Source organism: Desulfitobacterium chlororespirans DSM 11544 (assembly GCF_900143285.1).
Classification (GTDB): domain Bacteria; phylum Bacillota; class Desulfitobacteriia; order Desulfitobacteriales; family Desulfitobacteriaceae; genus Desulfitobacterium; species Desulfitobacterium chlororespirans.
This window is the reverse complement of sequence record NZ_FRDN01000010.1, coordinates 68337-92781: the sequence shown is the minus strand read 5'-3', so window position 1 is coordinate 92781 and position 24445 is coordinate 68337. Positions and strand designations below refer to the sequence as shown.

The 24445-nt window shown below is 49.2% G+C and carries 17 protein-coding genes; 15 read left to right on the top strand and 2 right to left on the bottom strand.

What is annotated here, in order from left to right; translation table 11 throughout:
• Window positions 1-26: 26 nt before the first annotated feature.
• The 5 genes from BUA14_RS16345 to BUA14_RS16325 all read left to right on the top strand — a co-directional run bounded on the left by BUA14_RS16345 (window position 27) and on the right by BUA14_RS16325 (window position 9252).
• Window positions 27-2414 carry a 3-hydroxyacyl-CoA dehydrogenase/enoyl-CoA hydratase family protein gene (locus BUA14_RS16345; protein WP_072773593.1) on the top strand — a complete coding sequence of 796 codons (2388 nt, stop codon included), beginning with the start codon at window positions 27-29 and terminating at the stop codon, window positions 2412-2414.
• 13 nt (window positions 2415-2427) lie between these two features.
• The gene (locus tag BUA14_RS16340; protein ID WP_072773592.1) at window positions 2428-3582 is read left to right on the top strand and encodes a thiolase family protein; all 1155 of its coding nucleotides are present in this window, start codon (window positions 2428-2430) and stop codon (window positions 3580-3582) included.
• Between the two features lie 187 nt (window positions 3583-3769).
• The gene (locus BUA14_RS16335; RefSeq protein WP_072773591.1) at window positions 3770-5545 is read left to right on the top strand and encodes an acyl-CoA dehydrogenase family protein; all 1776 of its coding nucleotides are present in this window, start codon (window positions 3770-3772) and stop codon (window positions 5543-5545) included.
• Window positions 5546-5712: 167 nt separating this feature from the next.
• A complete protein-coding gene (locus BUA14_RS16330) occupies window positions 5713-7053 on the top strand; it encodes an acetyl-CoA hydrolase/transferase family protein (RefSeq protein ID WP_072773590.1) in 1341 nt (446 codons plus the stop codon).
• A gap of 108 nt (window positions 7054-7161) precedes the next feature.
• A complete protein-coding gene (locus BUA14_RS16325) occupies window positions 7162-9252 on the top strand; it encodes a heterodisulfide reductase-related iron-sulfur binding cluster (protein WP_072773589.1) in 2091 nt (696 codons plus the stop codon).
• A 129-nt stretch (window positions 9253-9381) separates the two neighbouring features.
• On the opposite strand, the gene BUA14_RS28005 is transcribed toward BUA14_RS16325, so the two are convergent.
• Window positions 9382-9546 carry a hypothetical protein gene (locus tag BUA14_RS28005; RefSeq protein WP_178371719.1) on the bottom strand — a complete coding sequence of 55 codons (165 nt, stop codon included), beginning with the start codon at window positions 9544-9546 and terminating at the stop codon, window positions 9382-9384.
• A gap of 142 nt (window positions 9547-9688) precedes the next feature.
• Between BUA14_RS28005 and BUA14_RS16320 the strand changes: the two genes are divergently transcribed.
• The 6 genes from BUA14_RS16320 to BUA14_RS16295 all read left to right on the top strand — a co-directional run bounded on the left by BUA14_RS16320 (window position 9689) and on the right by BUA14_RS16295 (window position 18629).
• Window positions 9689-10612 carry an MBL fold metallo-hydrolase gene (locus BUA14_RS16320; protein WP_072773588.1) on the top strand — a complete coding sequence of 308 codons (924 nt, stop codon included), beginning with the start codon at window positions 9689-9691 and terminating at the stop codon, window positions 10610-10612.
• Window positions 10613-10767: 155 nt separating this feature from the next.
• Window positions 10768-12021 carry a DUF445 domain-containing protein gene (locus BUA14_RS16315; protein ID WP_143153474.1) on the top strand — a complete coding sequence of 418 codons (1254 nt, stop codon included), beginning with the start codon at window positions 10768-10770 and terminating at the stop codon, window positions 12019-12021.
• A gap of 50 nt (window positions 12022-12071) precedes the next feature.
• Complete coding sequence (locus BUA14_RS16310; RefSeq protein ID WP_072773587.1) at window positions 12072-13370, top strand: DUF445 domain-containing protein; 1299 nt, start codon at window positions 12072-12074, stop codon at window positions 13368-13370.
• Between the two features lie 283 nt (window positions 13371-13653).
• Window positions 13654-14229, top strand: a complete 576-nt coding sequence (locus tag BUA14_RS16305; protein ID WP_072773586.1) for a TetR/AcrR family transcriptional regulator — start codon at window positions 13654-13656, stop codon at window positions 14227-14229.
• 132 nt (window positions 14230-14361) lie between these two features.
• Window positions 14362-15501 carry an efflux RND transporter periplasmic adaptor subunit gene (locus BUA14_RS16300; protein WP_072773585.1) on the top strand — a complete coding sequence of 380 codons (1140 nt, stop codon included), beginning with the start codon at window positions 14362-14364 and terminating at the stop codon, window positions 15499-15501.
• The gene (locus tag BUA14_RS16295) at window positions 15498-18629 is read left to right on the top strand and encodes an efflux RND transporter permease subunit (RefSeq protein WP_072773584.1); all 3132 of its coding nucleotides are present in this window, start codon (window positions 15498-15500) and stop codon (window positions 18627-18629) included. Before BUA14_RS16300 ends, BUA14_RS16295 begins: the two co-directional genes overlap by 4 nt.
• 114 nt (window positions 18630-18743) lie before the next feature.
• Here BUA14_RS16295 and BUA14_RS16290 read toward each other — a convergent pair whose 3' ends face one another.
• Window positions 18744-19463 carry a FadR/GntR family transcriptional regulator gene (locus tag BUA14_RS16290; protein ID WP_178371716.1) on the bottom strand — a complete coding sequence of 240 codons (720 nt, stop codon included), beginning with the start codon at window positions 19461-19463 and terminating at the stop codon, window positions 18744-18746.
• A gap of 365 nt (window positions 19464-19828) precedes the next feature.
• On the opposite strand from BUA14_RS16290, the gene BUA14_RS16285 reads away from it, so the two are divergent.
• The 4 genes from BUA14_RS16285 (at window position 19829) to clpP (ending at window position 24410) form a co-directional block, all read left to right on the top strand.
• A complete protein-coding gene (locus tag BUA14_RS16285; protein WP_072773583.1) occupies window positions 19829-21217 on the top strand; it encodes an FAD-binding oxidoreductase in 1389 nt (462 codons plus the stop codon).
• A gap of 1 nt (window position 21218) precedes the next feature.
• A complete protein-coding gene (locus BUA14_RS16280) occupies window positions 21219-22523 on the top strand; it encodes a (Fe-S)-binding protein (protein ID WP_072773582.1) in 1305 nt (434 codons plus the stop codon).
• Between the two features lie 278 nt (window positions 22524-22801).
• Window positions 22802-23659, top strand: a complete 858-nt coding sequence (locus tag BUA14_RS16275; protein ID WP_072773581.1) for a sugar diacid recognition domain-containing protein — start codon at window positions 22802-22804, stop codon at window positions 23657-23659.
• Between the two features lie 142 nt (window positions 23660-23801).
• Window positions 23802-24410 (top strand): ATP-dependent Clp endopeptidase proteolytic subunit ClpP, encoded by a 609-nt coding sequence (clpP, locus tag BUA14_RS16270; protein WP_072773580.1) that lies wholly within the window; start codon window positions 23802-23804, stop codon window positions 24408-24410.
• Window positions 24411-24445 lie beyond the last annotated feature (35 nt).

Genomic DNA, 24445 nt, shown 5'->3' with positions numbered 1-24445 from the left:
AGCCAAATGAGAGAAGGAGGATGAATATGGCCATCTATAAAGTGGCGGTTTTAGGCTCAGGGGTTATGGGAAGCACCATCGCGGCCCATCTCGCCAATGCCGGAATTCCCAGTATACTGCTGGACATAGTACCCCCTAGTTTGTTGCCGGAGGAAGAAGCGGCCGGGCTGACCTTGGCATCCCCCCAAGTCAGAAATCGTTTTGCCGCATCCAACAAAGCCAAACTCATCAAGATGAACCCTGCTCCATTGTTTGTTCCGGAATTTGCGGATCGTATCGAAGTCGGCAATTTTGAGGACGATCTGCCCCGCTTGCAAGAAGTGGACTGGGTTATTGAAGTGGTTGTAGAGCGTTTGGACATCAAAATCGACCTCTTTAAGAAGGTGGCGCAGCATGTCCGCCCGGGAACCATCGTAACATCCAACACTTCCGGTATTTCTTTAAAATCCATGACAGAAGGGCTTCCTGAAGAATTTACCAAGAGCTTTTTTGGCACCCACTTCTTTAATCCTCCCCGCTATATGAAGCTTTTTGAATTGATTCCCGGCCCCAACACAGATCCGGCCGTTATTCAGGAGATGGAAGAGTTTGCCGAGCGGGTGCTGGGCAAAGGGGTCGTCTATGCCAAAGATACTCCCAACTTCATCGCCAACCGCATCGGCGTCTTTGGCTTGGCGGCAACCATCAGGGAGATGCAGCGTTCCGGCTTAACCATCGATGAAGTGGATGCTTTAACCGGGCCGGTTATGGGACGTCCTAAGTCAGCCTCCTTCCGAACCGTGGATATGGTAGGCCTGGATACCTTTGTTCATGTCGCCAATAATGTGGGAGATAATGTACCTGAAGAAAAAGAGTTCTTCGTCATGCCGGACTTCATTCATACCATGATCAAAAACGGCTGGCTGGGGGATAAAAGCAAGCAAGGGTTCTATAAAAAGGTCAAGACGGCAGAAGGCAAAGAAGTGCTGGTTCTTGATCCCCATACCATGGAGTATGTTCCCAAGAAAAAAGTCAAATTTGCCTGCCTGGATAAAGCCAAGAATGCGGGCGGTCTTAAAGATAAGATGAAAACCTTGGTCAACGGCAAAGATCCCGGAGCCGAATTCGCCTGGAATGTCTTGAAGGAAGTTCTCCTTTATGCGGCCAGCCTGGCTCCTCAAATCGCCGATGATCTTACAGCTCTTGATGCCGGTATGAAGCTGGGCTTCAACTGGGAAATGGGACCCTTTGAGACCTGGGATGCCTTAGGCGTTAAAGCCACCGCGGAGCGCATCGTAGCTGAGGGCGGGACCTTGCCCGAGATTGTGGAAAAGCTGCTGGCTGAAGGTAAAGACAGCTTCTATCAGAAGACCGAAGGCGGGGATACTCTGTATTATGCCGAGGGCGAGTACAAGGAAAAGGCTGCCAGCCCCTATTCCTTCTCCCTTAAAAAGGCCCATAAACAAGGCAAGAAAATCTTCGGCAATTCCGGTGCCAGCTTAGTTGATATGGGTGACGGTGTGGCCTGCCTGGAATTCCATTCACCGAACAACTCCATTGGCGGGGATATCATGAATATGATCCACAAGTCCCTGGCAGAGGTGGAAAAGAACTATTTGGGCATGGTGATCGGCAGTCAGGGTAAGAATTTCGCCGTTGGTGCCAATCTGATGCTGATTATGATGGAAGCGGAGGAAGGCAATTGGGATGACCTGGATCTTATGGTCCGCGAATTCCAAAGAGGAACCATGGCTCTTAAATACGCCAAGAAGCCGGTGGTAGCCGCTCCCTATGGTATGACTTTAGGCGGCGGAACTGAGGTTTGCCTCCATTCCCATGCCATCCAGCCTGCAGCTGAGACCTATATGGGTCTGGTCGAGCTGGGAGTCGGCCTCATCCCCGGCGGCGGCGGCACCAAGGAAATGGCCCTGCGCGCCATGGAAGGAATTCTTCCCGGTGTGGTCGTTGCTCCGGACTATTTCTTCGCCAAACGCTTCGAAGTAGTGGCCATGGCCCAGGTTTCCACCAGTGCGGAAATGGCCAGAAAGCTTGGCTTCTTAAGGGCAAGTGATCGCTGCAGTATGAATGCCGACCATGTTCTTCTCGATGCCAAAGCCCGTGTCCTTGATTTGGCAAGAGACTTCCGCCCCATCATTCCTCAGAAGGTCAAAGCGGCAGGACCGGGAGTCCGTGCCTTCCTGGAAATGGCCCTGTACGGCATGAAAGAAGGGCGTTATATCTCCGAATACGATGCTCACTTAGGGAAAAAACTCGCTTATGCCATGACCGGCGGCGATGTCCTGGCCGGAACTCTGGTGGATGAGCAATATCTCCTCGATCTGGAAAGAGAAGTGTTCTTAAGCCTTGCCGGAGAACCCAAGACCCTGGATCGCATCCGGCATATGCTCACCAAGAATAAGCCATTAAGGAATTAGGAGGTGAAGGATCATGAAAGAAGCATTTATTATTGAAGCGAAACGTACTGCCATCGGCAAAGCCGGTCGGGGCTCCCTGGCTCACATGCGTCCGGATGATTTGGCAGCCTTTGTTATTCAGGATGTTTTGAAAAGTGCCCCCGATCTAAATCCATCAGACATTGATGATTGTGTCATCGGCTGCTCCTTCCCCGAGGGAGAACAAGGGATGAACATGGCCCGGGTGATTGCTCTGCGGGCAGGTCTTCCCATCGATGTATCCGGACTCACCATCAACCGCTTTTGTTCCTCAGGACTGCAGGCTATCTCCCTGGCAGCAGACAGAATCCGTTTGGGAGAAGCGGACGCCATGCTGGCCGGCGGAGCAGAAAGCATGTCCGCAGTGCCTATGGGCGGCGGCAAGCCGGCCCCCAATCCCTACATGATGGAGCATTGTCCGGAAGTCTACCTCTCCATGGGACTTACCGCTGAAAATGTAGCCAAGAAATATGAAATTACCCGGGAACAGCAGGATGAGTTTGCCGCAGCCAGCCATCAAAAGGCCCACGCAGCCCAAGTCGGCGGCCGTTTTGAGGAAGAGATCGTTCCTGTCCTTATCGCCAGTGGTAAAAAAGGAGAAGTATGGTTCAGTAAAGACGAAGGTATCCGTGCCGATAGTACCGTGGAATCCCTCGGCAAATTAAAGCCGGCCTTTAAAAACGGCGGCTGCGTCACGGCGGGGAACTCCTCTCAGACCAGTGACGGTGCTGCAGCCACCCTCCTTATGTCCGAAGAAAAGGTCAAGGAACTGGACCTGAAACCCCTTGCCGTATGGCGCGGTTTCGCCGTGGCAGGAGTCGAAGCGGAACTTATGGGAATCGGTCCTATCAAGGCCATCCCTAAAGTTCTCAAGCAAGTGGGCTTAACCCTTGAGCAAATAGACCTCTTTGAACTCAACGAGGCCTTTGCCTCTCAGTCCCTGGCCATCATCAAGACCCTGGGCATCGACCCGGCCAAGGTCAACCCCAACGGCGGCGCCATCGCTTTCGGACACCCCCTGGGCTGCACCGGAGCTAAGCTCACCGCCACCCTGCTCCATGAAATGAAACGCCGCGGTCTCAAGTACGGTATGGTGACCATGTGCATCGGCGGCGGTATGGGAGCCGCAGGAGTCTACGAGCTTCTGTAAGTGGGACACAGGGACAGGTGAACTGTCCCATAGGGACCCGCATTGAGAGCAGCCAATAGTTAATCTATCATATTTTTTCTAAGTTAAATCTGTCATGTCTTTTCTAAAGTAAAGTGAAATTAAATTAAATGGGAACAGAAATTGGGACAGAGGACCTGTCCCCCTGTCCCGGGAGGAGAGAAATACTATGGAATTGGAATTAGGCCTCAAAGGCGGCGGCTTCCTGCTTGCCGAAGTAACTCCCGAGCAAGTCTATGTCCCGGAGGAATTAAACGAGGATCATTTGCAGCTTAAGAAAATGACCCGTAACTTTGTGGAAAAAGAGATCGGGCCCAAGCTCGAAGCTCTCGAAGAGCAGGAAGACGGCCTCATCCGCGGTTTCATGGCCCAAGCCGGTGAGTTGGGACTGCTTGGCTTAGAGGTTCCCGAAGAATTAGGCGGCATGAGCATGGATAAATTCTCCACCGTTGTCGTCGGGGAAGAAGTTCCCCGCGGCGCTTCCTTTGCCGTGGCCTTTGCCGCTCATACCGGAATCGGCACCCTGCCCATCGTCTATTTCGGTACTCCTGAGCAAAAGGCCAAATATCTCCCCGGCCTTGCCTCTGGAGAGAAGATTGCCGCTTACTGCCTTACCGAGCCCGGCTCCGGTTCAGACGCTTTAGGTGCCAAAACTACAGCCGTTCTCAATGCTGAAGGAACCCACTACATTCTCAATGGAACCAAGCAATTTATCACCAATGCCGGTTTTGCCGATATCTTCCTGGTCTACGCAAAAGTGGACGGCAAGCTTACCAACTTTATCGTGGAGCGGACCATGCCCGGTGTTTCTTTCGGACCGGAAGAGAAGAAGATGGGCATCAAAGGCTCCTCCACCCGCCAAGTCATCCTGGAAGATGTGGCCGTTCCGGTGGAGAACATCGTCGGTGAATTGGGCCGCGGTCATGTGGTTGCCTTCAATATTCTGAATGTCGGACGCTTCAAGCTGGCTGCCGCAGCCATCGGTAGTGCTCAGCTTGCTTTGGAAGTCACTCTGAAATATGCTGGTGAGCGCAAGCAGTTTGGCGTTCCTTTAAGCTCCTTCGGTGCTATTCAAACCAAATTTGCCGAAATCGCCACACAGACCTATCTGGCTGAGAGTGTGGTCTACCGTACTGCCGGGCTGATGGAAGAAGCCTGCCAGGATCTGGATGTCACCGGCGATTGCCGTAAAGAAGCCGGCAAGGCTATCGAAGAGTATGCCATCGAGTGCTCCCTGAATAAAGTTCTGGCCTCTGAAGTACTGGATCTGGCTGTGGATGAAGGGGTGCAGATTCATGGCGGTTATGGCTTTATTGCCGAATATCCCATTGAGCGTATGTATCGGGATTCCCGCATCAACCGTCTCTTCGAAGGAACCAACGAAATCAACCGTCTGCTCGTTCCCGGCACCTTGCTCAAACGGGCGATGAGCGGCGAGCTTCCCCTCTTGGCAGCAGCGAAGAACGTCAGCAAAGATCTTATGTCCGCCGGTTTAGGTTCAGAGGAAGAAGGATTGGCAGCTCTTCTGGATATGACCCAAAAAGCTAAGAAGCTTTGCTTAATGGCCGCCGGAATTGCCGCCCAGAACCTGGGCATGGAGCTCAAAGACAATCAATATGTTCTACTGGGCCTGGCTGAAATGGTTCTCCAAGTCTACGCTATGGAAAGCGGTGTTCTCCGTGCTCTGAAAGTTCAGGATATGGATGTCACCGATGATCATAAGCTCTTTGTGGAAAAAGCTGCTACCTTGGGTGCTTATAGTGCCATGAATATCATTGAGCAGCACGCTAAAGAAGTCATTTGCGCTGCCGAGCAGGGTGATTCCCTGAGCACCGTTCTGGCAGGAATGCGCAAGCTCTTACGCCGTCCCACCGTTGATATGATCGGACTTCGCCGGGAGATCGCCAAGCTCGTGGTGGAAAAGGGCAAGTATCCGGTCCGCTAAGATTTTCAGCTATTCTCGGGGGAAGAAATTTAGGAACGGTTAACTGCAGATGGAAGCGAGCTTAGGAATGTGCAAAACCTAAGCTCGTTGTCCACCCAAACCGGAGCAACAGAAAGAGAAAGCCCGGTTTGACTGGATTGTAATGAAAGAAATGGGGAGGATTCAATATGTCAACATGGGTAGAAGAATACCGTAAAAAGTTAACCACTCCGGATAAAGCGGTAGGGGTAGTGAAGAGCGGAGATTGGATTATTTACTCCTATGCCGCCAATACTCTGCCTGTTCTCGACATGGCTTTAGCCCAAAGGACCCCCGAACTGCACGATATTCAGCTCCTTGCCGGAGTCTCCATGCGTCCCCATGCCGTCGTTAAAGCAGACCCCAGGGGAGAACATTTCACCTGGGATTGTGTGCATTTCAGCGTTATTGATCGGAAGTATTATGAGATGGGCCGGGCTTTCTATATCCCCCTAAGATATTCTGAGGTTCCCCGCTACATCGCCGAAAACATCAGCCGCATTGATGTGTTCATGGTTCAGGTAAGCCCCATGGATCAACATGGCAATTTTAACTTTGGCCCCACAATTTCTCACTATCCGGCAGCCGCAGCCAAAGCCAAAACCGTGATCGTCGAAGTCAATGAAGATATGCCCATCGCCCATGGCGGCTATGGCAACTACATTCATATTTCCGATGTGGACTATATTGTCGAGGGCGGTCATACCGGCATGCCTCAGATTCCCTCCGCACTTGTCACCGATGTGGATCAGAAAATTGCTCAGTATGTTCTCGACGATCTGCGGGATGGGGACTGCATCCAATTGGGAATTGGCGCTATGCCCAATGCCCTGGGTCAGATGATCGCAGCTTCCGATCTCAAGGATCTGGGGGTTCACACGGAAATGTTGGTGGACAGCTATGTGGATATGTGGGAAGCCGGCCGGATCTCCGGGCGCAAGAAACAAATCGACAAGGGACGGATGGTCTATACCTTTGCCGGGGGAACCCAAAAACTCTATGATTTCATCAACAACAATCCTCAAGTAGCGGGATATCCCGTGGATTATACAAACGATCGCTTTATTGCCAGCCGCAACGATAATTTGGTTTCGATCAATAATGCTTTAGAGATCGATCTTTCCGGGCAAGTATGCTCGGAAACGATTGGACCCCGCATGATCAGCGGAGCCGGGGGACAGTTGGATTTCGTCGATGCAGCCTACAGCTCCAAAGGCGGCCGCAGTTTCATTTGTATGGAATCGACCTTTACCGATGCCGAAGGGAAAAAGCATTCCCGAATTCGCCCCCTGCTGACTGAAGGCGCCGTAGTCACGGATACCCGGCCGATGGTGCAATATGTGGTCACTGAGCACGGTAAAGCGAATCTGAAAGGCGCCACGACCTGGCAGCGTGCGGAACGCCTCATCAGCCTGGCTCACCCCGATTTTCGTGAAGAGCTTATTCAAGAAGCAGAGAAATTGAAAATCTGGAGAAAATCCAATAAATAATTGATCAACAGACTTTAGAAGTTTTATGTTTGAAGCTTTATTGTAGAAGCTTTAGTGGATGGAGCCGGCGCATAGTGCAGTTAAGTCGTTAAAAGGAGGTCGGAATGTATGACTCCTACGCGGGAGATCTATTGGAATATTGATTATCACCTTATCATGTATTTTTTTGCAGTAATTATGCTGGGAACCTTCGCTTATGGCGTTGTCCGGCGTTATCGCCTTTGGAAAATCGGGCAGCCGGAAACCCGGTGGAAGGACAGCTGGCAAGGAATCAAAGACATCATCATCTATGGTTTTGGGCACAAGAGAATTCTCAAAGACTTTGCGCCGGGAGTCATGCATCTGGCTGTTCTGGTCGGGTTTATTTTCCTTTTCTTCGCCACAGCCATCATCACCTTGCAGGCAGACTTTGGGATCAATATTTTCAAAGGGGCGTTGTATGTCTTCATTAAGATAACCACGAACCTCTTTGGATTGCTAGCCACCCTTGGGGTTTTGTACCTTTATTACCGCCGTTATGTCAAGCGCCCGGATAAATTGGACAACAAACAAGATGACCTTATTGCCTTAACCCTTGTCTTTGTCATTTTAGTCACAGGTTTCCTGCTGCAAGGCTTCCGGATGGCCGGAGAGCACGATCCCTGGGCTGTTTATGGCTTTGCAGGTTATTGGATGATTGAACCCCTCCGGGCCATGTTTAGCCAGGAACAACTGCTGGCTATGCATAAATTCACCTGGTGGTTCCATATGTTCGTTGCCTTTGGGTTCATAGCTTATTTGCCTTACTCCAAGCTCTTTCATATTTTCCTGGGACCGCTTAACCAATTTCTGCGTAAACGGGAACCGATGGGTGTCCCTGAGTTGATCGATTTTGAAGACGAATCCCAGGAAACTTTCGGGTTAAGCGAATTCAAGCAGCTCTCCTGGAAGGCTATATTTAACTCGGATGTCTGCATACGCTGCGGACGCTGCCAAGAGAACTGTCCTGCCACCGTCAGCGGTAAGCACCTCAACCCTAAGCAGATCATCCAGGATATTAAAGTCCGGGCCGAGGAGGAATATCAAGCTGTTTGCCAAGCCAAAAAAGAGGCCAAACAGGCAGGGGCAGGCCGGCAAGCAGGTGTGATGGCTTCCGGGGAGACAGCCACGGCGGTGGAAGGAACGGCTGCTTTGGCAATACCTCCCGGTCGCGGCTTGATTGGTGAAGTGATTCAGGAGCAGGACATTTGGGATTGTACCACCTGTCGCTCCTGTGAACAGCAATGTCCCGTCTTCGTAGAGCATGTGGACAAAATCGTGGAAATGAGAAGAAATCTTGTGCTGATGGAATCCCGTTTCCCCAGCGAGGCCCAGCTTGCTTTCCGCAATATGGAAAACAACGGCAATCCTTGGGGCATCGGCTGGAACAAGCGGGAAGAATTCCTGAAAGGGCTGGATGTTCCCACCCTGGAAGAGAATCCTGAGGCAGAAATTCTCTATTGGCCCGGTTGCTCCGGGGCTTTCGATGCCCGCAACCAAAAGGTGTCCGCAGCCCTTGTTAAACTCCTGCGGGCAGCCAATGTGAATTTCGCCATTCTCGGCAATGAGGAAAAATGTTGCGGAGACTCAGCCCGTAAACTGGGCAATGAGTTCCTCTTCCAAACTTTAGCCGCTGAGAACCTTGAAGTGATGAATGGTTATGGCGTCAAAAAGATCATCACCCAATGCCCTCATTGTTTCCAAACCCTTTGCCATGATTACCCTCAAATGGGCGGCAAGTATGAGGTTGTTCACCATACCACCTATCTTAAGGAGCTTTTAGACAGCGGAAAGCTCAGGCTCAAGGATTTGGAAAGCCTGGGTAAGGATCTTAAAGTAACTTACCATGACTCATGCTATCTGGGGCGTTATAATAAGATCTACAGCGAGCCGCGGGAAATCCTTAAGGCTGCCGGTTTAAAAGTGATCGAGATGAAGCGGACGAAGGACAAGAGCTTTTGCTGCGGTGCCGGCGGCGGACGGATGTGGCTGGAAGAGCATGGCGGAGAGCGCATCAATGAACTGCGTACCAATGAAGCCATGGCTACCGGGGCTGATATCATCGGTACAGCCTGTCCTTTCTGTCTCACCATGATCAATGACGGCATCAGCGCCAAAGAAGAGGCCGGGGACAAAACCAAAGCCTTGGATATCGCTGAAGTTCTCGCTCAAAGAGTTTAGGTGAAAAAGTCAGGTAAAAGTTAGGTAAAAAAGAATAGATCCTGAATCCAGGCAAGAGGTAGAATAAGAGAGAACAATGTGTTCAGGCTAAATAAAAAGAGACGGTCATGGATCCATGACCGTCTCACCTTAAATGCCGTCGCACTTGTCACATTTGACTAAGAAAACTTCACCATCCTTGCCGGAATAGCTGATGGTCTTTTGGCATACTGAGCAGACCACTTGAAAGGGATGTTTTACTTTCTGCTTTGCTTGGGGATGAGTCGTCGTTTGTGGCGGGGTTTGCAGATTCATGGGCAAGAAAGCCTCCTTAGAAAATTAAAGATGGCTATATTGTACTACATGTTGCAATCATACACAAATAAGAGCAGGTCAGCTCAAATGACTGAGGAGAAATAAATCCTGAAATGAAGAGGGCTTTGAGGGGAGATATGAGATGGAATTAAAAGAAATTGCGCCTGAAATCTTTTGCCTGAAAGTTGCCATTGATTTAAGCGAAGAACATGTTAACTTGTACATTCTCCGTGGCAAAGTACCCACATTGATCGATGCGGGAACGAATACCCCTGAAGTTTATCAAACCATTCAAGAAGCCCTGCAGGAATTGGGCATTCAGCGCCTGGAACAAGTCCTGCTTACCCATTGGCATGTGGATCATGCGGGGAGAGCGGAGAGCTTAAGAAAAGACGGTGCCCGGATTCTGATCGGGAAGCGGGATTATGAAGAATGGGTTGATTTTTGCAGCGGCAAAAGCTTTAAGGTTTTTGAAGAATATGCCGGGCAGGTTTGGGGAGTGCCCCCAGAGCAGCTGGCCATGATTTTAAAATACAATAAAAAACTGGCCTATCTCACAGCACTCCCGGAAGAAGTCGGCAAGATAGAGGTTGGAGAAGTGATCCAAGCCGGCAACGGCACCCTCAAGACCATCCTGACACCGGGGCATACTGCAGGTCATATGTCTTATTACGAAGAAGACCTGGGGCTGCTCTTCTCCGGAGATTTCCTCCTGCCCGATGTGGTTCCCTATCCGGGAGCATGGCTGGAAAATGGAGCAATAGTCAGCGGACTCCCCAGTTATATGCGGGCCTTGGAACGGGTAGAATTCCTGGGTGCCAAAGCTTATTTCCCGGCCCACGGCAATGCCCGGAGAACCCCGGCATCACGCTGCATGGAGATCCGCAATCAGATCCTCAGGCAGATCGACCGCTACACACCCTCAGGATCAGTCTATGCAGGAGGTTTGGAGTTAAGCAAAGGTCATTTTAACCCCATTTCTGCTTTTGCCTATATGCATTATGTTTTTGGCTGGGATTCCCTGAAATTCCCCTCAATCACCCCAAGAGCATCTGTAATGAGCTAGAATTAGACTAAGGCCTCTCCACTGGAGAAGGCCTTTTTCATACTCCGAAAAAACGTGGTATACTAAGAAAGATTAATCCGGCTGCAGAGATTTTCATAGATATCAGTACTCTGTAACACTTAAAACGCTCATTGCCCGGCGAGGAAAATTTTCCTATGACATTAAATACTGATAAGGTGAAAAAGATGATAAACAACGATCAATTCTCCATCCCCAAAGAAAAGAGAGCCCACGGCGGCACCTATCGCAAGGCCAATATCGCTCTCGGCCTTTCAGCCCTCGGTTTGGCTGCAGCCTATCCATTCCAGAGCGCCTTCTGGGGAGGGCTTGTGACGAGCGGTTGTTCAGCTGCCTTGGTGGGGGGACTTGCCGACTGGTTTGCAGTCAATGCCCTGTTTCGGCGCCCTTTGGGAGTACCGGCAGGAAAGGTCTTCCGTACAGAGATTATCCCCCGCAACCGGGAACGAATATTTCTGGCTTTACGGTCCATGGTGGAAAATGAATTGCTTTCCCATGAGGTTTTGAAAACCAAAGTGGAAACCTATGATTTTGCCGCTCCGGCCACGGCTGTCTGGAAGGCACTGGATAGAGATTCTCTGCAAGACATTCTTACCCGGTGTCTGCAGCAGTTTCAGGAGAACCTGAGGGACAGCGTCCAGGAATTGCAACAAGAGAGCCTGGCACTTTTGGAGCAGACAAGTATACGGGAAGAGCAGTTTATCCCTTTGGCTGAAAAAGCTTTCCGTAATTTATTAGCCAGCCAGGAGGGAAAAAAGGCTGTTGCCGCCCTGCTGGACAACCTTAGCCACTGGGTTCAGGAGACCGAGATCCATCTTTGGCTGACCCGTTGGCTGGAAAAATCCATCGAGCGCTATATAAGCCAGAATTCCTCCCGCAAGTTCCTGGCCATGTTTCTGCCCGAGCCTTCTCAGCTGGCCCACAGTCTTCAAAGACAGCTCGCTGAGTATCTGTTGGAGGAGCAAACCGGCAGGGAGGTTCTGGAGTGGTTGGAAAAGGCCCCTCTGATGGGGACAATGTATGCCAAGTTAACAGAGGCTCTTACCGCGGAGCTCATCCAAAAGCTTCATACCCCGGAAAGTGCCCTTACTTTAAAGAAGCAGCTTTGGCAAAGCCTGGATGAAGGCGTTCTTTCCTTAAATGAAAGTCCGGAAAAACGCCATGGTTTTAATCAACATGTCCAAAGTCTCTTGATTCCTTTTCTCGATAATAAACATGAGAAAATTGGCGAGATCGTCCATGAAGGACTGGAGAAATACTCCAATGAGATGCTCGTGGAATTGATTGAATCCAAAGCCGGGGATGATTTGCAGATGATTCGGATTAATGGCTCTGTAGTCGGAGGGGTAGCGGGTATAGCCATCTATCTGGCAAGTCAGCTATTGGTCTGAGTCAACTTTTTCGTCCATAAAAGAAACACCAAAAATTCGGAGGACAAGCCATGGACTATCATCGTAAAGCCAATAGAGTTCTGGGAAGCGTTTTTATAATATTTCTCATTGCGGCAGGATTAAGGTTCACCTATCCCACGGCTCCAGGGGTTCACTTCTTCCTCTTTGTCAGTGAGGCAGCCCTTGTCGGTGGACTGGCGGACTGGTTTGCCGTGACGGCCTTATTCCGTAAACCTTTAGGCTGGCCCTATCATACGGCCTTGATTCCCCGCAATCGGGAGAAGATGGTGGAAGCCATAGTAATCATGGTTCAAAACGAACTGCTCAGTGAGAATCTCCTGCGCCAAAAAATACAAGGTTTCCGCCTCAGTCCCTGGTTGATCAGTAAAATAGAAAAATCCGGAGGAGCATCATTTCTTGCCGAAAAGCTGGGCACAGCTTTAGGGAAAGGGTGCGAAAACCTGAAGATACCTGAGTCCGCTGCAGTTTTAGAATCTATGATCAAAAATAAACTTATGGATTCAGGATTAGCGAAACTTTTTCTTGCCAAGCTACGTATCATAGTTGAAAAGGATGAACTTGACCCCTTGCTCAAGGAGGGAATCGACAAAGGTATAGACTTGGCCACCACGCCCCGAGCCAAGGAACTGTTGATTCAAGTTCTCGGGCAAATCCAGGAAAAACAAATAGGCAACGGGGGCAAGCTTCAGAAAACGATCCTGGGGCTGTTTCAGGTCACCGACGGCATCAATCTGGATGAGGCAGCAGAGGACTTGCAGATCGAGCTCATCCTCCATTTAAGAGAGCTCCAGGCACCTTATCATCCCGTAAGAGGTCAGCTAAAGGAACTTATACTTGAGAAACTGCAAAGCTGGGAGCGGGATCCTGATGCACTAAATACTCTGGAGAGCTGGAAAAACACCCTGTTTGCAGAAACCACGCTTCAGCCTTTCCTGGCCAGCCTTCTGGAGCAGGCTCAAGTCAGCCTTAAAGCAGGGAGGCTTCCTTCCGGTCAGGGACTTACCGATGTACTGGAACCGATGCTGGCTGCTTGGTGGTCCGCGCTAAAGGAAGACACTCATTTCCATGCTCTGGTTGATCAATTTGTGCAGGATGTGTTGGCCCAAGCCTTACAAAGCGAACATGCAATGATCGGCCAAACCGTCCGTGATACTCTGGAGAGCTTAAGTAATGAGGAACTCAACCATTTCATCGAAGATAAGGCAGGCAATGATCTCCAATGGATCCGTATCAATGGCTCCCTGGTGGGGGGGATCGTGGGAGGACTTCTTTTTGTAATCTTGAATTATGGCTACAGCCCTTTGCTGGAGTTAATACAGCTACATTAAAAATAGATTAAAAAATGGAATTTAATTTGACTCCACAAAGCATCTGGCATTACAATAATATAGACTGACCGAACAGTCGGTTCTGAACAGATGCTCAATTTAATAATCTATATTATTGCGATTGCAAAGATAGGTAAAGTTCTAATAGGCTTGCCGAAATGGTCTTCAGAAGGGGGGATATGAGTTAAAGCAAGTGTGATAATTTAAAAGTGATCAAAAAGCGTTACTTGACAAGACAGTGGTCGGGTTCGCTTTGCAAGAATTAAAACGGAGGATCCTTAACGTGGGAAAAGAAGAGAAGCGCATAGAAATCCTCAAGGCAGCTCTCAAAGTCATTTCCGGGGTAGGATTTGAGGGGGCAAAGATGGAGGATATCGCCAAGGAGGCGGGGGTAGGAAAAGGTACGATTTACGAGTACTTTGACAGTAAGAATGCCTTGCTTTTAGAAATGATCCGCTATTGCACTAAGTGCTTCCAAGAAGGGCTAATAAAGACCTTGGCGGAAGGGGAAGACATGCTGGGTAAAATCCGGAACTTATCCATGTATGGTGCAGCGTTTTTGAACGCCCATGCCGTGCTGATGAATTCACATATTGCCCATCAAGCCATGCCCGAAGACATGAAGACACAGATGAAGAGCGATTGGAGTTTAGTCTATAAAACCATCGAAGATGAGGTTAGAAAAGGGATGGAAATCCAGGAGATTCGTTCTGATATCGATCCGGAGATGGCTGTTGCGGTAATCATCGGAGGAGTGAATCAATACACATTCAAAAAACTTATGGAAGATAACTTTACTCCTCAGGAGATCGATCATACGGGGATTGCTAAGACCATCCTGACAGGTCTCCTTTACTAAAACCCGCCGTCTTTTAGTAGTTGACATACATTTATTATCCGGACTTATTAAAAAGAGAACATAATAAAAGAACAAAATTTCCTTGCACATTAAAAACTTAGGGCTTAGACCCAAATGGAGGATTACGATTATATGAAGTTAAGGTTTCGTTTATTATCAGCTGCCCTAATCATCGGGTTGACCCTGACCGCTACGGGGTGCGGTTCCCAAGCAGCACAGGCGGTGGTTGAAGAAGAATCCTATATTCCTGTTGAAGTTCAGTCGGCTGCGGCCAAGACTTTAGTAGAGACGGTAGTTTTCAGTGGGAAGGTCATCTCAGATCAAGAGGTTTCCATCGTTCCTAAAATGCCGGGAAAAGTTACCAATATTAACGTGAAGGTAGGGGATACGGTCCAGGCAGGACAAATACTCTTCACGATGGATACGGTTGACCTGCAGAAATCTGTCGATGGGGCGGCGATAGCCGTAAAAAGTGCGGAGCTGTCCTATCAAATGACCAAAGATTCTCTGGATTCGGCGAAGGAGAATCTGGAACGGCAAAGAGCCCTTTACGAAGCCGGAGCTATTTCCAAAGTCCAGTTTGAAGGCATAGAAGATCAAGTCACTTCCTTGGAGAATAACCTTAAAGCAGTTCAGCTCCAGATGGAGCAGGCTCAACTGGGCTATAACCAGGCTTATGACGCTATATCCGATATGACCGTAACGGCACCCGTCAGCGGAACCATTGCCGCTCTTAATGTGGTGGTGGGACAAATGGCTTCTCAAGCCATGGCTGCCGTGACCATTACCCAATTGGATGCCCTTTATGTTTCCTTAAGTGTTCCTGAGAATATTGTCAATACCCTGAAAGTGGGACAAGAAGCAACCGTTATTATTAATTCCGCCGGGCAAAAGGAGATCAAAGGCGTCTTAACCAGCCTTGCTCCGGCAGCGAATCAACAGCTCGGTCTCTATCCTGTTAAAGTGACCATTGAGAATACAGAAAACCTGGTTAAGCCGGGCATGTTTGCTAAAGTAGAGATTCCCACCGAAACCAAAGAGAATGTCCTTGCTGTCAACAGTGAAGCCGTTGTTTTGAAAAACGGAGAATATGTAGTCTTTGTGGTTGAAGAGGAGCGCGCTGTCGCCAAGAAAGTGCTCTCCGGGCTCGATACCGGAGCTGAGGTGGAGATCCGCGAAGGCCTGCAGGCAGGGGAGCAAGTGATTGTCAAAGGTCAAACCTTAGTTGAGCAAGGAAGCAAAGTCAAGGTGGTAGGGGGGAGCGAATCTTGAAACTAGCGGAAACCTCCGTCAAGCGCCCTGTTACCATTATCATGGTGGTTTTGATCGTTATTCTCTTAGGAACCGTCTCCTTAACCCGTCTGCCCATTGACCTTTTTCCGGAGTTTGAACTTCCCATGGCCATCGTCATGACAGACTATTCGGGAGTTGGCCCTCAGGAAATTGAGAAATTGATTACGAACCCTATTGAAGGAGCCGTATCTTCTACCGAAAATATTGATATCGTAACCTCCACCACCACAGAAGGAACGTCCATCGTCATGGCCTCCTTTAAAACGGGAACCGATATGAACTTTGCCACTCTGCAAATGCGCGAAAAGGTCGATATGATCAAATTCGCTTTGCCCGAAGGGGCCGGTTCTCCGATGGTTCTCAAAATCGACATCTCCATGATGCCCATCATGCAACTGACCATGTCCTCGGCAAATGTGGATTTAGCCCAGTTGCAGGCCCTGGCCGAGGATGAAATCAAGCCGCGGATTGAACGGGTCAAAGGTGTTGCCTCAGTCTCCATCAGCGGTGGCTACGAAAATGAAGTAAAAATCAAAACCCATCAGGAAAAAATGCAAGGCTATGGTCTAAGCATCAATACTCTGTCCAGTGTCCTTGCGGCAGAAAACCTTAATTCTCCCGCCGGGGAAGTTAAAAAGGGCAACCAGGATCTAACCATCCGTACCACAGGTGAGTTTCAAACTCTCCAAGAGATAGAGAATCTCCTGATTCCTCTCAACACAGGGGGGCAGGTCCGGTTAAAGGATATTGCTGATGTGGAACTTGGCCATACCGATGTGACCACTATTTCCCGCACCAACGGCTTACAAAGTGTCAGCATTGCCATTCAGAAACAATCCGGGGTCAACACCGTGGCCGTTGCCGATGATATTAACAACGCTATCGGCGAATTAAAAGCAGAATTCCCGGAGTTGACCTTGGACACAGTCTATGATGAATCGGTGTACATCAAAGAGACCATTAATACCGTATTCAAAGAAGCCCTTCTTGCCGGTATTCTGGCCATCGGCATCCTCTTTATCTTTTTCCATAACCTGCGCACCACCTTTATTACAGCAACCGCCATCCCCATTGCCGTTATGGCGACCTTTGCTTGTCTGTATTTTATGGATGTCAGCATCAATATGATGACCTTAGGCGGTTTGAGTCTGGCCATGGGGCGTCTGGTTGACGACAATATCGTAGCTCTGGAAAACATCTACCGCTTCCGGGAGGCCGGACATTCCAAATTTGATGCCGCCATTAAAGGGGTGTCAGAAGTAGGAATGGCGATTACGGCATCGACCTTGACCACCGTAGCCGTATTTTTACCCATTGTCTTCGTGGAAGGCCTGACAGCCACCCTTTTCCGGGATCTTGCTCTCACCGTAGGGATATCCTTAGGTGCCTCTCTGCTCGTATCCCTGACCTTGGTTCCCGCCTTATCCGCTAAAATCATGAAGGTTGGGGAGATTCCGGTGGGCCGAAAAGGGCTCAGAGGCCTTTTTGACGGCTTTGGCCGGGGCTTTGATAACGGTTTTGGCCGGATTGAAAAAAGCTATCGGCGCTTTCTTCACTATGCTCTTGGTCATCGCAAAACCATCGTTGTGGGATCCATTCTCATCTTTGTTCTCTCCGGAGCTACCACCTTATTTGTGGGAGCAGAATTCATGCCTTCCTCCGACGCGGGGCAGATGACAGTTAGTGTGAAACTGCCTGAAGGAGCTCAATTAGAAGATACCGATGCCGCCATTGCCGAAGTGGAAAAACACCTGGAAGGTATTGAGGAAGTCCAAACAGCCTTCGCTCAGGTCGGAGGGGGAGGACTGATGTCCTTCGGTGGTGCATCAGGGAATTCTGGCTCCATCACGATTCAGCTGGTTCCGCTCATGGAGCGGGAGCGCAGTGTTGATGAAGTGGCCGAGGAACTTCGTGCTTTGACGAAGGATATTCCCGGAGCCAAAATCGAAGTCGCGGTGACCGATATGATGTCCATGGGAACGACAACCCCTATCGATATAGCCATTAAAGGGGACGAACTCGACCAGCTGCAACAGATTGCCACAGATATTCAGGCCATGGTGGCCTCTGTGGAAGGAACCCGGGAAGTAAAAACCAGCATGGGTGAAGGGATTCCTGAAGTCCAGGTGGCAATTGACCGGGAGAAGGCCTCCAAATACGGGCTTACCGCCTATCAGATTGCCAATGGTTTGAAAGGTACTCTTTCCGGGACCACGGCCACAAGATATCGCTACGAAGGAAAAGAGATCAACGTGGTCATCACAGGAGATGATACCTTTAAGCAATCCCTATCCAATTTAGAACAAACCCCCATCACAACACCCCTTGGTACAGATGTGCCCTTAAGCCAGATTGCCGAAGTGACCATTGAACGCGGCCCAACAGCCATCGAACGTTCAGGCCAGGCCCGTGTCGTTCATGTGAGCAGTGATCTTGTCGGCCGGGATCTGGTCAGCGTCACCAATGATATTCAAGCCAAGCTCAAGGGCTACCCTCTTCCCAATGGCTACACCTATGAAATGGGCGGAGAAAATGAAGAAATGGTTAAATCCTTCCAAGACTTAGGCATGGCTCTAATCCTGGCTATTGTCCTTGTCTACATGATTCTGGCCGCTCAGTTTGAGTCCCTGATCCATCCCTTCACGATCATTTTCTCGCTGCCCATGGGCTTTTCAGGAGGAATGCTCGGCCTCTTTATTACGAGGAGTACGATCAGCGTTCCTGCCTTTATCGGGCTCATTCTCCTTACGGGTATCGTAGTAAGTAATGCCATTGTGTTGGTAGACTATATTAATAAGCGCCGTGAGATGGGCGATGGCCGTGAAGAAGCCATTGAGAATGCCGGTCCCATCCGTTTGCGCCCCATTATGATGACCTCACTGGCTACGGCGCTGGGCCTTATTCCCATGGCTGTGGGCATCGGGGAGGGCTCAGAGACGATGGCTCCCATGGCTATCGTGGTTATCTTTGGTATGGTTCTATCCACCCTTTCCACACTCATTCTGGTTCCGGTAATCTACACCATCAATGAAGACTTTAAGAATTTCCTGAAAAGAAAGGGTAAAAGAAAAGCAACCTCAGAATCCAGTGAAACCGTCACAGTCTAATATGGGTGAATAAGGGGACAGGTTCCTTGATTCATCCTGGGTGAATATGATTCACCTGAGTTAGCAAATGAAAGAGGAGGGCATCGCCCTCCTCTTTCATTGCCTATTTAAATTTCATTCTTCTTCCCGATACTTACCCAGCGCCAACTCCACTTTGCGCAGGTGTTCATAAGTCAATTTACGGGCCATATCCGCATTTTGCTCCCGGATCATTTCGTAAATATTGCGGTGATCTTCAAAAAGCCGGTATGAAGTTCCTTCGGTGGTAGCCGACATCCAAAGGGCCCGGGTCACTTGCAAAGTCTGGCCCATAATTTCCTGGACAGTATTCATCATCCGGTCGAGGAGAGGATTCTCACTGGCCTTTGCTAAGGTCAGATGGAATTTTAAATCAAGGGCCTCGCTGTTTTGGGCACCCGGCAAATCCTGCTCCATATGCTCGATGAGTTCTTTAAGGGTTGCCAGCTCTTCCTCGTTGCGGCGAAGGGCGGCTAAACCGGCAGCTTCCACTTCCAAAGCTTTGCGGACCTCAAGAATATTCTGCAGCTTATCCTTTTCCAACAGGAGAATAAAAGTCAAGGGCTCGATAATAGCGTTGGAGGCATTAGCTTTGACATAGATGCCGCCCCCTTGGCGAATCTCTAAAATTCCTGTTAAGCTTAGAGCAGCCAGGGCTTCCCGGACCGAAGTCCGTGAGACCTGGAAACGTTCCGAAAGCTCATTTTCAGTAAGGAGCTTATCCCCCTGAGAAAGTTCGCCTTTCACAATAAGCTCTTTAATTTGATCTAAGATAATTTCAGTGGTCCGTTTGCTTTTGATCGGTCGAATATCCATTTCTTTTACCTCGCAATTTTGATCATTGATCACTGCTTGATTTTGTTTAATAATTCTTACTTGTGTAAAAATTATATCATATTGCACAGGGCAGGGGCTAGTACCCTGTAACATCTAATTCCTCGCATTTCCCTCGCCGGGCCAGGCAAATTCATTCCCAAATCTGAAAATGCGAATAAATAAGGTATAATCAGAAAGTTTTTTTTAATCTAAAAGTTCTTTTTTTCCCAATGTAGGAATTTATCAAATCTCACCGAATAGTATAGTGTAATAACACAGCGTATCATAGGATGGTCAGACCAATAGATACGTAATCATTATAGCTTATTCATTATTTTAATTCCACATAAGGAGGATTTATTGTTATGTTAAAAGCGGAAGCTTTGAATGAACTGATCCAAGTCCTGGGCAAGGAGAATGTGGTCACGGAGCATGAAGAACTCCTGTCCTACTCTTATGACGCCACAGCAGCTATGCCCCATCAAACTCCGGATGTCTTTATTACCCCAAAGACCACGGAACAAGTCTCTGAAGTCATGAAGATTGCCACCAAGTACGATCTTCCCGTTTATCCACGGGGATCGGCTACTAACCTCAGCGGCGGGACTATTCCTATTGAAAAAGGCATTGTCATGTCCATGCTGCATATGAACCAGATCATCGAGGTGGACGCTGAGAACCTGACGGCGACCGTTCAACCCGGTGTGATCATTCAGGATTTAAACGATGCGGCCTTAGAGCATGGCCTTTTCTATCCTCCCGATCCCGGTACGGTAAAAACTGCGACCATGGGCGGTTCTGTCTCCGAGTCCTCCGGTGGTCTGCGTGGGCTGAAATATGGTGTGACCAAGCATTATGTTATGGGCATGAAACTGGTTCGCGCTAATGGGGATATCATCAAATGGGGCGGCAAAACGGTGAAGAATGTTACTGGTTATGATCTGACTGCTTTATTCACCGGTTCAGAAGGAACTCTGGGTGTCATCACCGAGATCATTGTCAAGCTGAATCCTGTACCCGAAGCCAGAAAAGCACTCCTTGGAGTATTTGATGATATCGATAAAGCAGGAAATGCCATCGCAGCCATTATCCGCAACAAGGTCATTCCTGCTACCTTGGAGATTATGGACAATATCACCATCCGCACGGTAGAAAACTTCACCCATGCCGGACTTCCTGTGGATGCAGAAGCAATTTTGCTCTGTGAAGTAGATGGCTATAAGGAAGCCGTTGAGCGTGAAGCAGCTCTGGTAGAGAAGATTCTTAAAGAGCAGGGCGCTGTAGAAATCAATGTGGCTAAGACCGATGAAGAACGGGACAAAATCTGGCTGGCTCGTCGGAATGCTTTGCCTGCCCTGGCTCAGCGCAGACCGACCACTGTACTGGAGGACGCTACTGTACCCCGCAGCAAGATTCCCCACATGATTAAAGCTATCCGCCAAATCGCTGAAAAATATGATCTCTTGATCGGAACCTTCGGTCATGCCGGTGATGGCAATCTCCATCCCACGATTCTGACCGATGAAAACAACAAGGAAGAAATGGAGCGCGTCGATAAGGCTGTCGAGGAAATCTTCCAAGTAGCCGTATCCTTGGGCGGAACTCTTTCCGGTGAGCATGGTATCGGCATGGCTAAAGCCAAGTTCTTACCCCTGGAATTCGGTGAGGCCGGTGTAAAGCTCCTGAAAGATATCAAGGAAGCATGTGACCCTGATTATCGTATTAACCCTGGTAAAATGGTGAGGAGGGACTAAGGTGAGTATTTACAGTTCACTTGACTCCATCCAAGACGAATTGAATAAATGTATGAAATGCGGAAACTGCCAAGAAGTTTGCCCCATCTATAAAGAAAACCGCCGGGAAGTCTCTGTGGCACGGGGGAAAATCAGCTTGGTTCAGATGGTCATGAATGGTGAGGTAGAGATGACAGAAGGCATTGCCGACCGTCTATCCCTCTGCACCACCTGTATGGCCTGCAATAAGATTTGTCCTTGTGGAGTTCGCTTTGATAAAATTATTCTGGCAGCCCGGGCCGAAGCCGTTCGTAAAAAAGGCCTCCATCCAGTCAAGAAGATTGCCTTTACCGCCCTCAAAGCCAACCGTCTCTTTGACTTTGGCATGAAGATGGGAAGCACTTTCCAAGGGCTGGCCATGAAACGTGTTCACGGTAGTGATAAAGGAGCTCGTCTCCGTATTGATATCGGCATCGGTAAGGAAAAGATCCTGCCCAACCTTGCTTCCCGCCCCCTAAAAGATGAACTTCCTGAAGTCACCAAAGTAAAAGAGCCCAAAATGCGGGTGGGCTACTATATCGGCTGTATGACCAACTACTTCTACACCGATATGGGTAAGGCTGTCGTCGATGTCCTAAAGGAAAACGACTGTGAAATTGTCGTTCCTAAAGATCAGGGCTGCTGTGGAACTCCCGCAGCCGTCAATGGGGATGTTGAATCGGCCAAGGCTTGCGCTCGCCGCAATCTGCTGGCTTTTGAGAAACTGAACCCTGATGTGATCATTTCCAACTGTTCTTCCTGTGGGGAAGCATGGAAGCACACTTTCCCGCAGATTTTCGAAGAGGATTCGGAAATGAAAGCTTTAGCAGATAAATGGGCAGCCCGGACCTATGATATAGCGGAATTTCTGATTCACAAGGTTCCCTATAAGAAAGAAGGGCTGGGACCTGTTCAACGCAAAGTGACCTATCATGATCCCTGTCACTTAAACCGTGGTCAAGGGGTCAATCAAGAACCCCGTGAGATTCTCAACTCCATTCCCGGTCTGGAATTTATTGAGATGAAGAAACCGGATCGTTGCTGCGGCATGGCCGGCTCCTTCTATCTGGTTCATCCGGATCTGTCCGGTCAGATCGGCGCCAAGAAAATTGCGGACATTGCCCAAACTCATACTGATACAGTGGTCACCGGCTGCCCGGCCTGCCGTTTGCAACTGACCAGTGGTGTGATGAATGCCGGCTTGCATGAAAATGTCATGCATACCGTTCAAATTCTCGCTGAATCCTACCAAGCAGGTAAAAAAGGAGCAAAACAAGCAGCCCGCTAAGGGGACTTGCTCTTTGTTCTCCATAATGTGTTCAATAAGCTGAAGAGGATTCAGGTGAAAAAGTTAAGACTTAAGCAGTGCAAACTTCGGTTTGCACTGCTCTTTCGCATTATTGGCATATACTTTTATTCCATAATAAAAAGGAATATATAGAGTGCAGCAAGAACTCTTTGACAAGAAATTCTGAAGGCAATCCTCACTATGCCGAATATACTTAGGATATTCTCTGGAATATCTCTTATAGCATGTACAGCAAGAACAGATAAAGGGGTGCGACGATGGAATTAACTTCGGCTATCGCCAATAGAATAGTAGAATTTATTTATGATCAAAGCGGGTACCATAGTATCGTGTGCGATCCTTCGGCCCGCATTATTGCCGACTCGGCCAAAGCCCGGCTGGGTGTGATCCATGCAGGAAGTCAAAAGATTTTAACGAGTAACCAGGATACCGCGGTGGTTACTGAAGAAGATGCTGAACGATCAGGGGGAAGCATGAAGGAAGGGTTCAGCCTGGCGATTAAGCTCAATGGAGCCAAGATCGGAAGCTTTGGCATTGCCGGGCCCTTAGCCATTATTACACCCATTGCCAAGGTGGCCACCGGTATGGTCGTTACCACTATACGGGATGAAGAAATTAAGGGCACCATTCGGAATCAGGTTCAAACCCTGACAGCGTCCATCGATCAGGCAGCGGCGGCTATAGAAGAAATGGTCGCCTCCTCCCATGAGGTAGCTTCGATTGGGGTGTCGGTGGCAGAGCAGGCGCAGAAAGGCCATGAGCAGGTTAAAGCCACAGAAGAAATTCTCGACTTTATTCGGCGGGTCGCCAACCAGACCAATTTATTGGGTCTTAATGCCGCCATCGAGGCTGCCCGGGCGGGAGAACAGGGACGGGGCTTCCAAGTGGTGGCAGGAGAGGTGCGCAAGCTTGCCGAGGACAGCAGCCGTTCGGCCAATGACATCCAGGTCATTCTGAAGAACTTTCGGGATACCATCGAAGCTGTCGCAGCAGGTGTGAGCCAGAGCGGCAAAATTAACCAAGAGCAGGCCGGCAATACCCAAAATATCGCCGCCATGGTGGAAGGGGTAAAAAAAGTCGGTCATTACCTGAGTAAGCTGGCCGACGAGTTATAATTTGTCGCTAATTTATATTTGACCTTTATTGACCTTTGTACTAAAATAAGAGTATCGGGAAAGGATATAGTGAGAACAATTAATGATTACTGGTTAACAACAGACAAGTTACTGGTTAAAGAACAGACAAGGAGGATTCTTAATGAGCTATTTAGTGCCAATGGTCATTGAACAAACCAATCGTGGCGAGCGTTCCTATGATATTTATTCAAGACTGCTAAAAGATCGTATCATCTTCTTAGGGGGACCGGTTACCGATGATGTAGCCAATCTGGTCGTCGCCCAAATGCTTTTCCTGGAAGCGGAAGATCCTGAGAAGGATATTTTCTTATATATCAATAGCCCGGGAGGATCCATCTCCGCAGGTATGGCTATTTATGATACCATGCAATACATTCGCGCCGACGTTCATACTATCTGCGTCGGTTTGGCGGCCAGCATGGGAGCCTTCCTCTTAACCGCCGGGGCTAAAGGCAAGCGGGAGGCTCTTCCCAATGCCGAGATCCTTATCCATCAGCCCTTAATTGGCGGCGGCGGAATCTCCGGGCAGGCTACCGAGATCGAGATCCATGCCAAGCATTTACTCCGGGTCAAAGAACGAATGAACCGCATTCTCGCTGAGCGCACAGGCCAAACCATCGAACGAATTGAAGCGGACACAGACCGTGATCGCTACATGACAGCGGAGGAAGCCAAGGAATACGGACTGATTGATGCAGTCCTGGAAAAACCTAACCAGCCTAAAAAATAATAACCATCGTGAAGCAAGGGAACGATTCTCTTGCT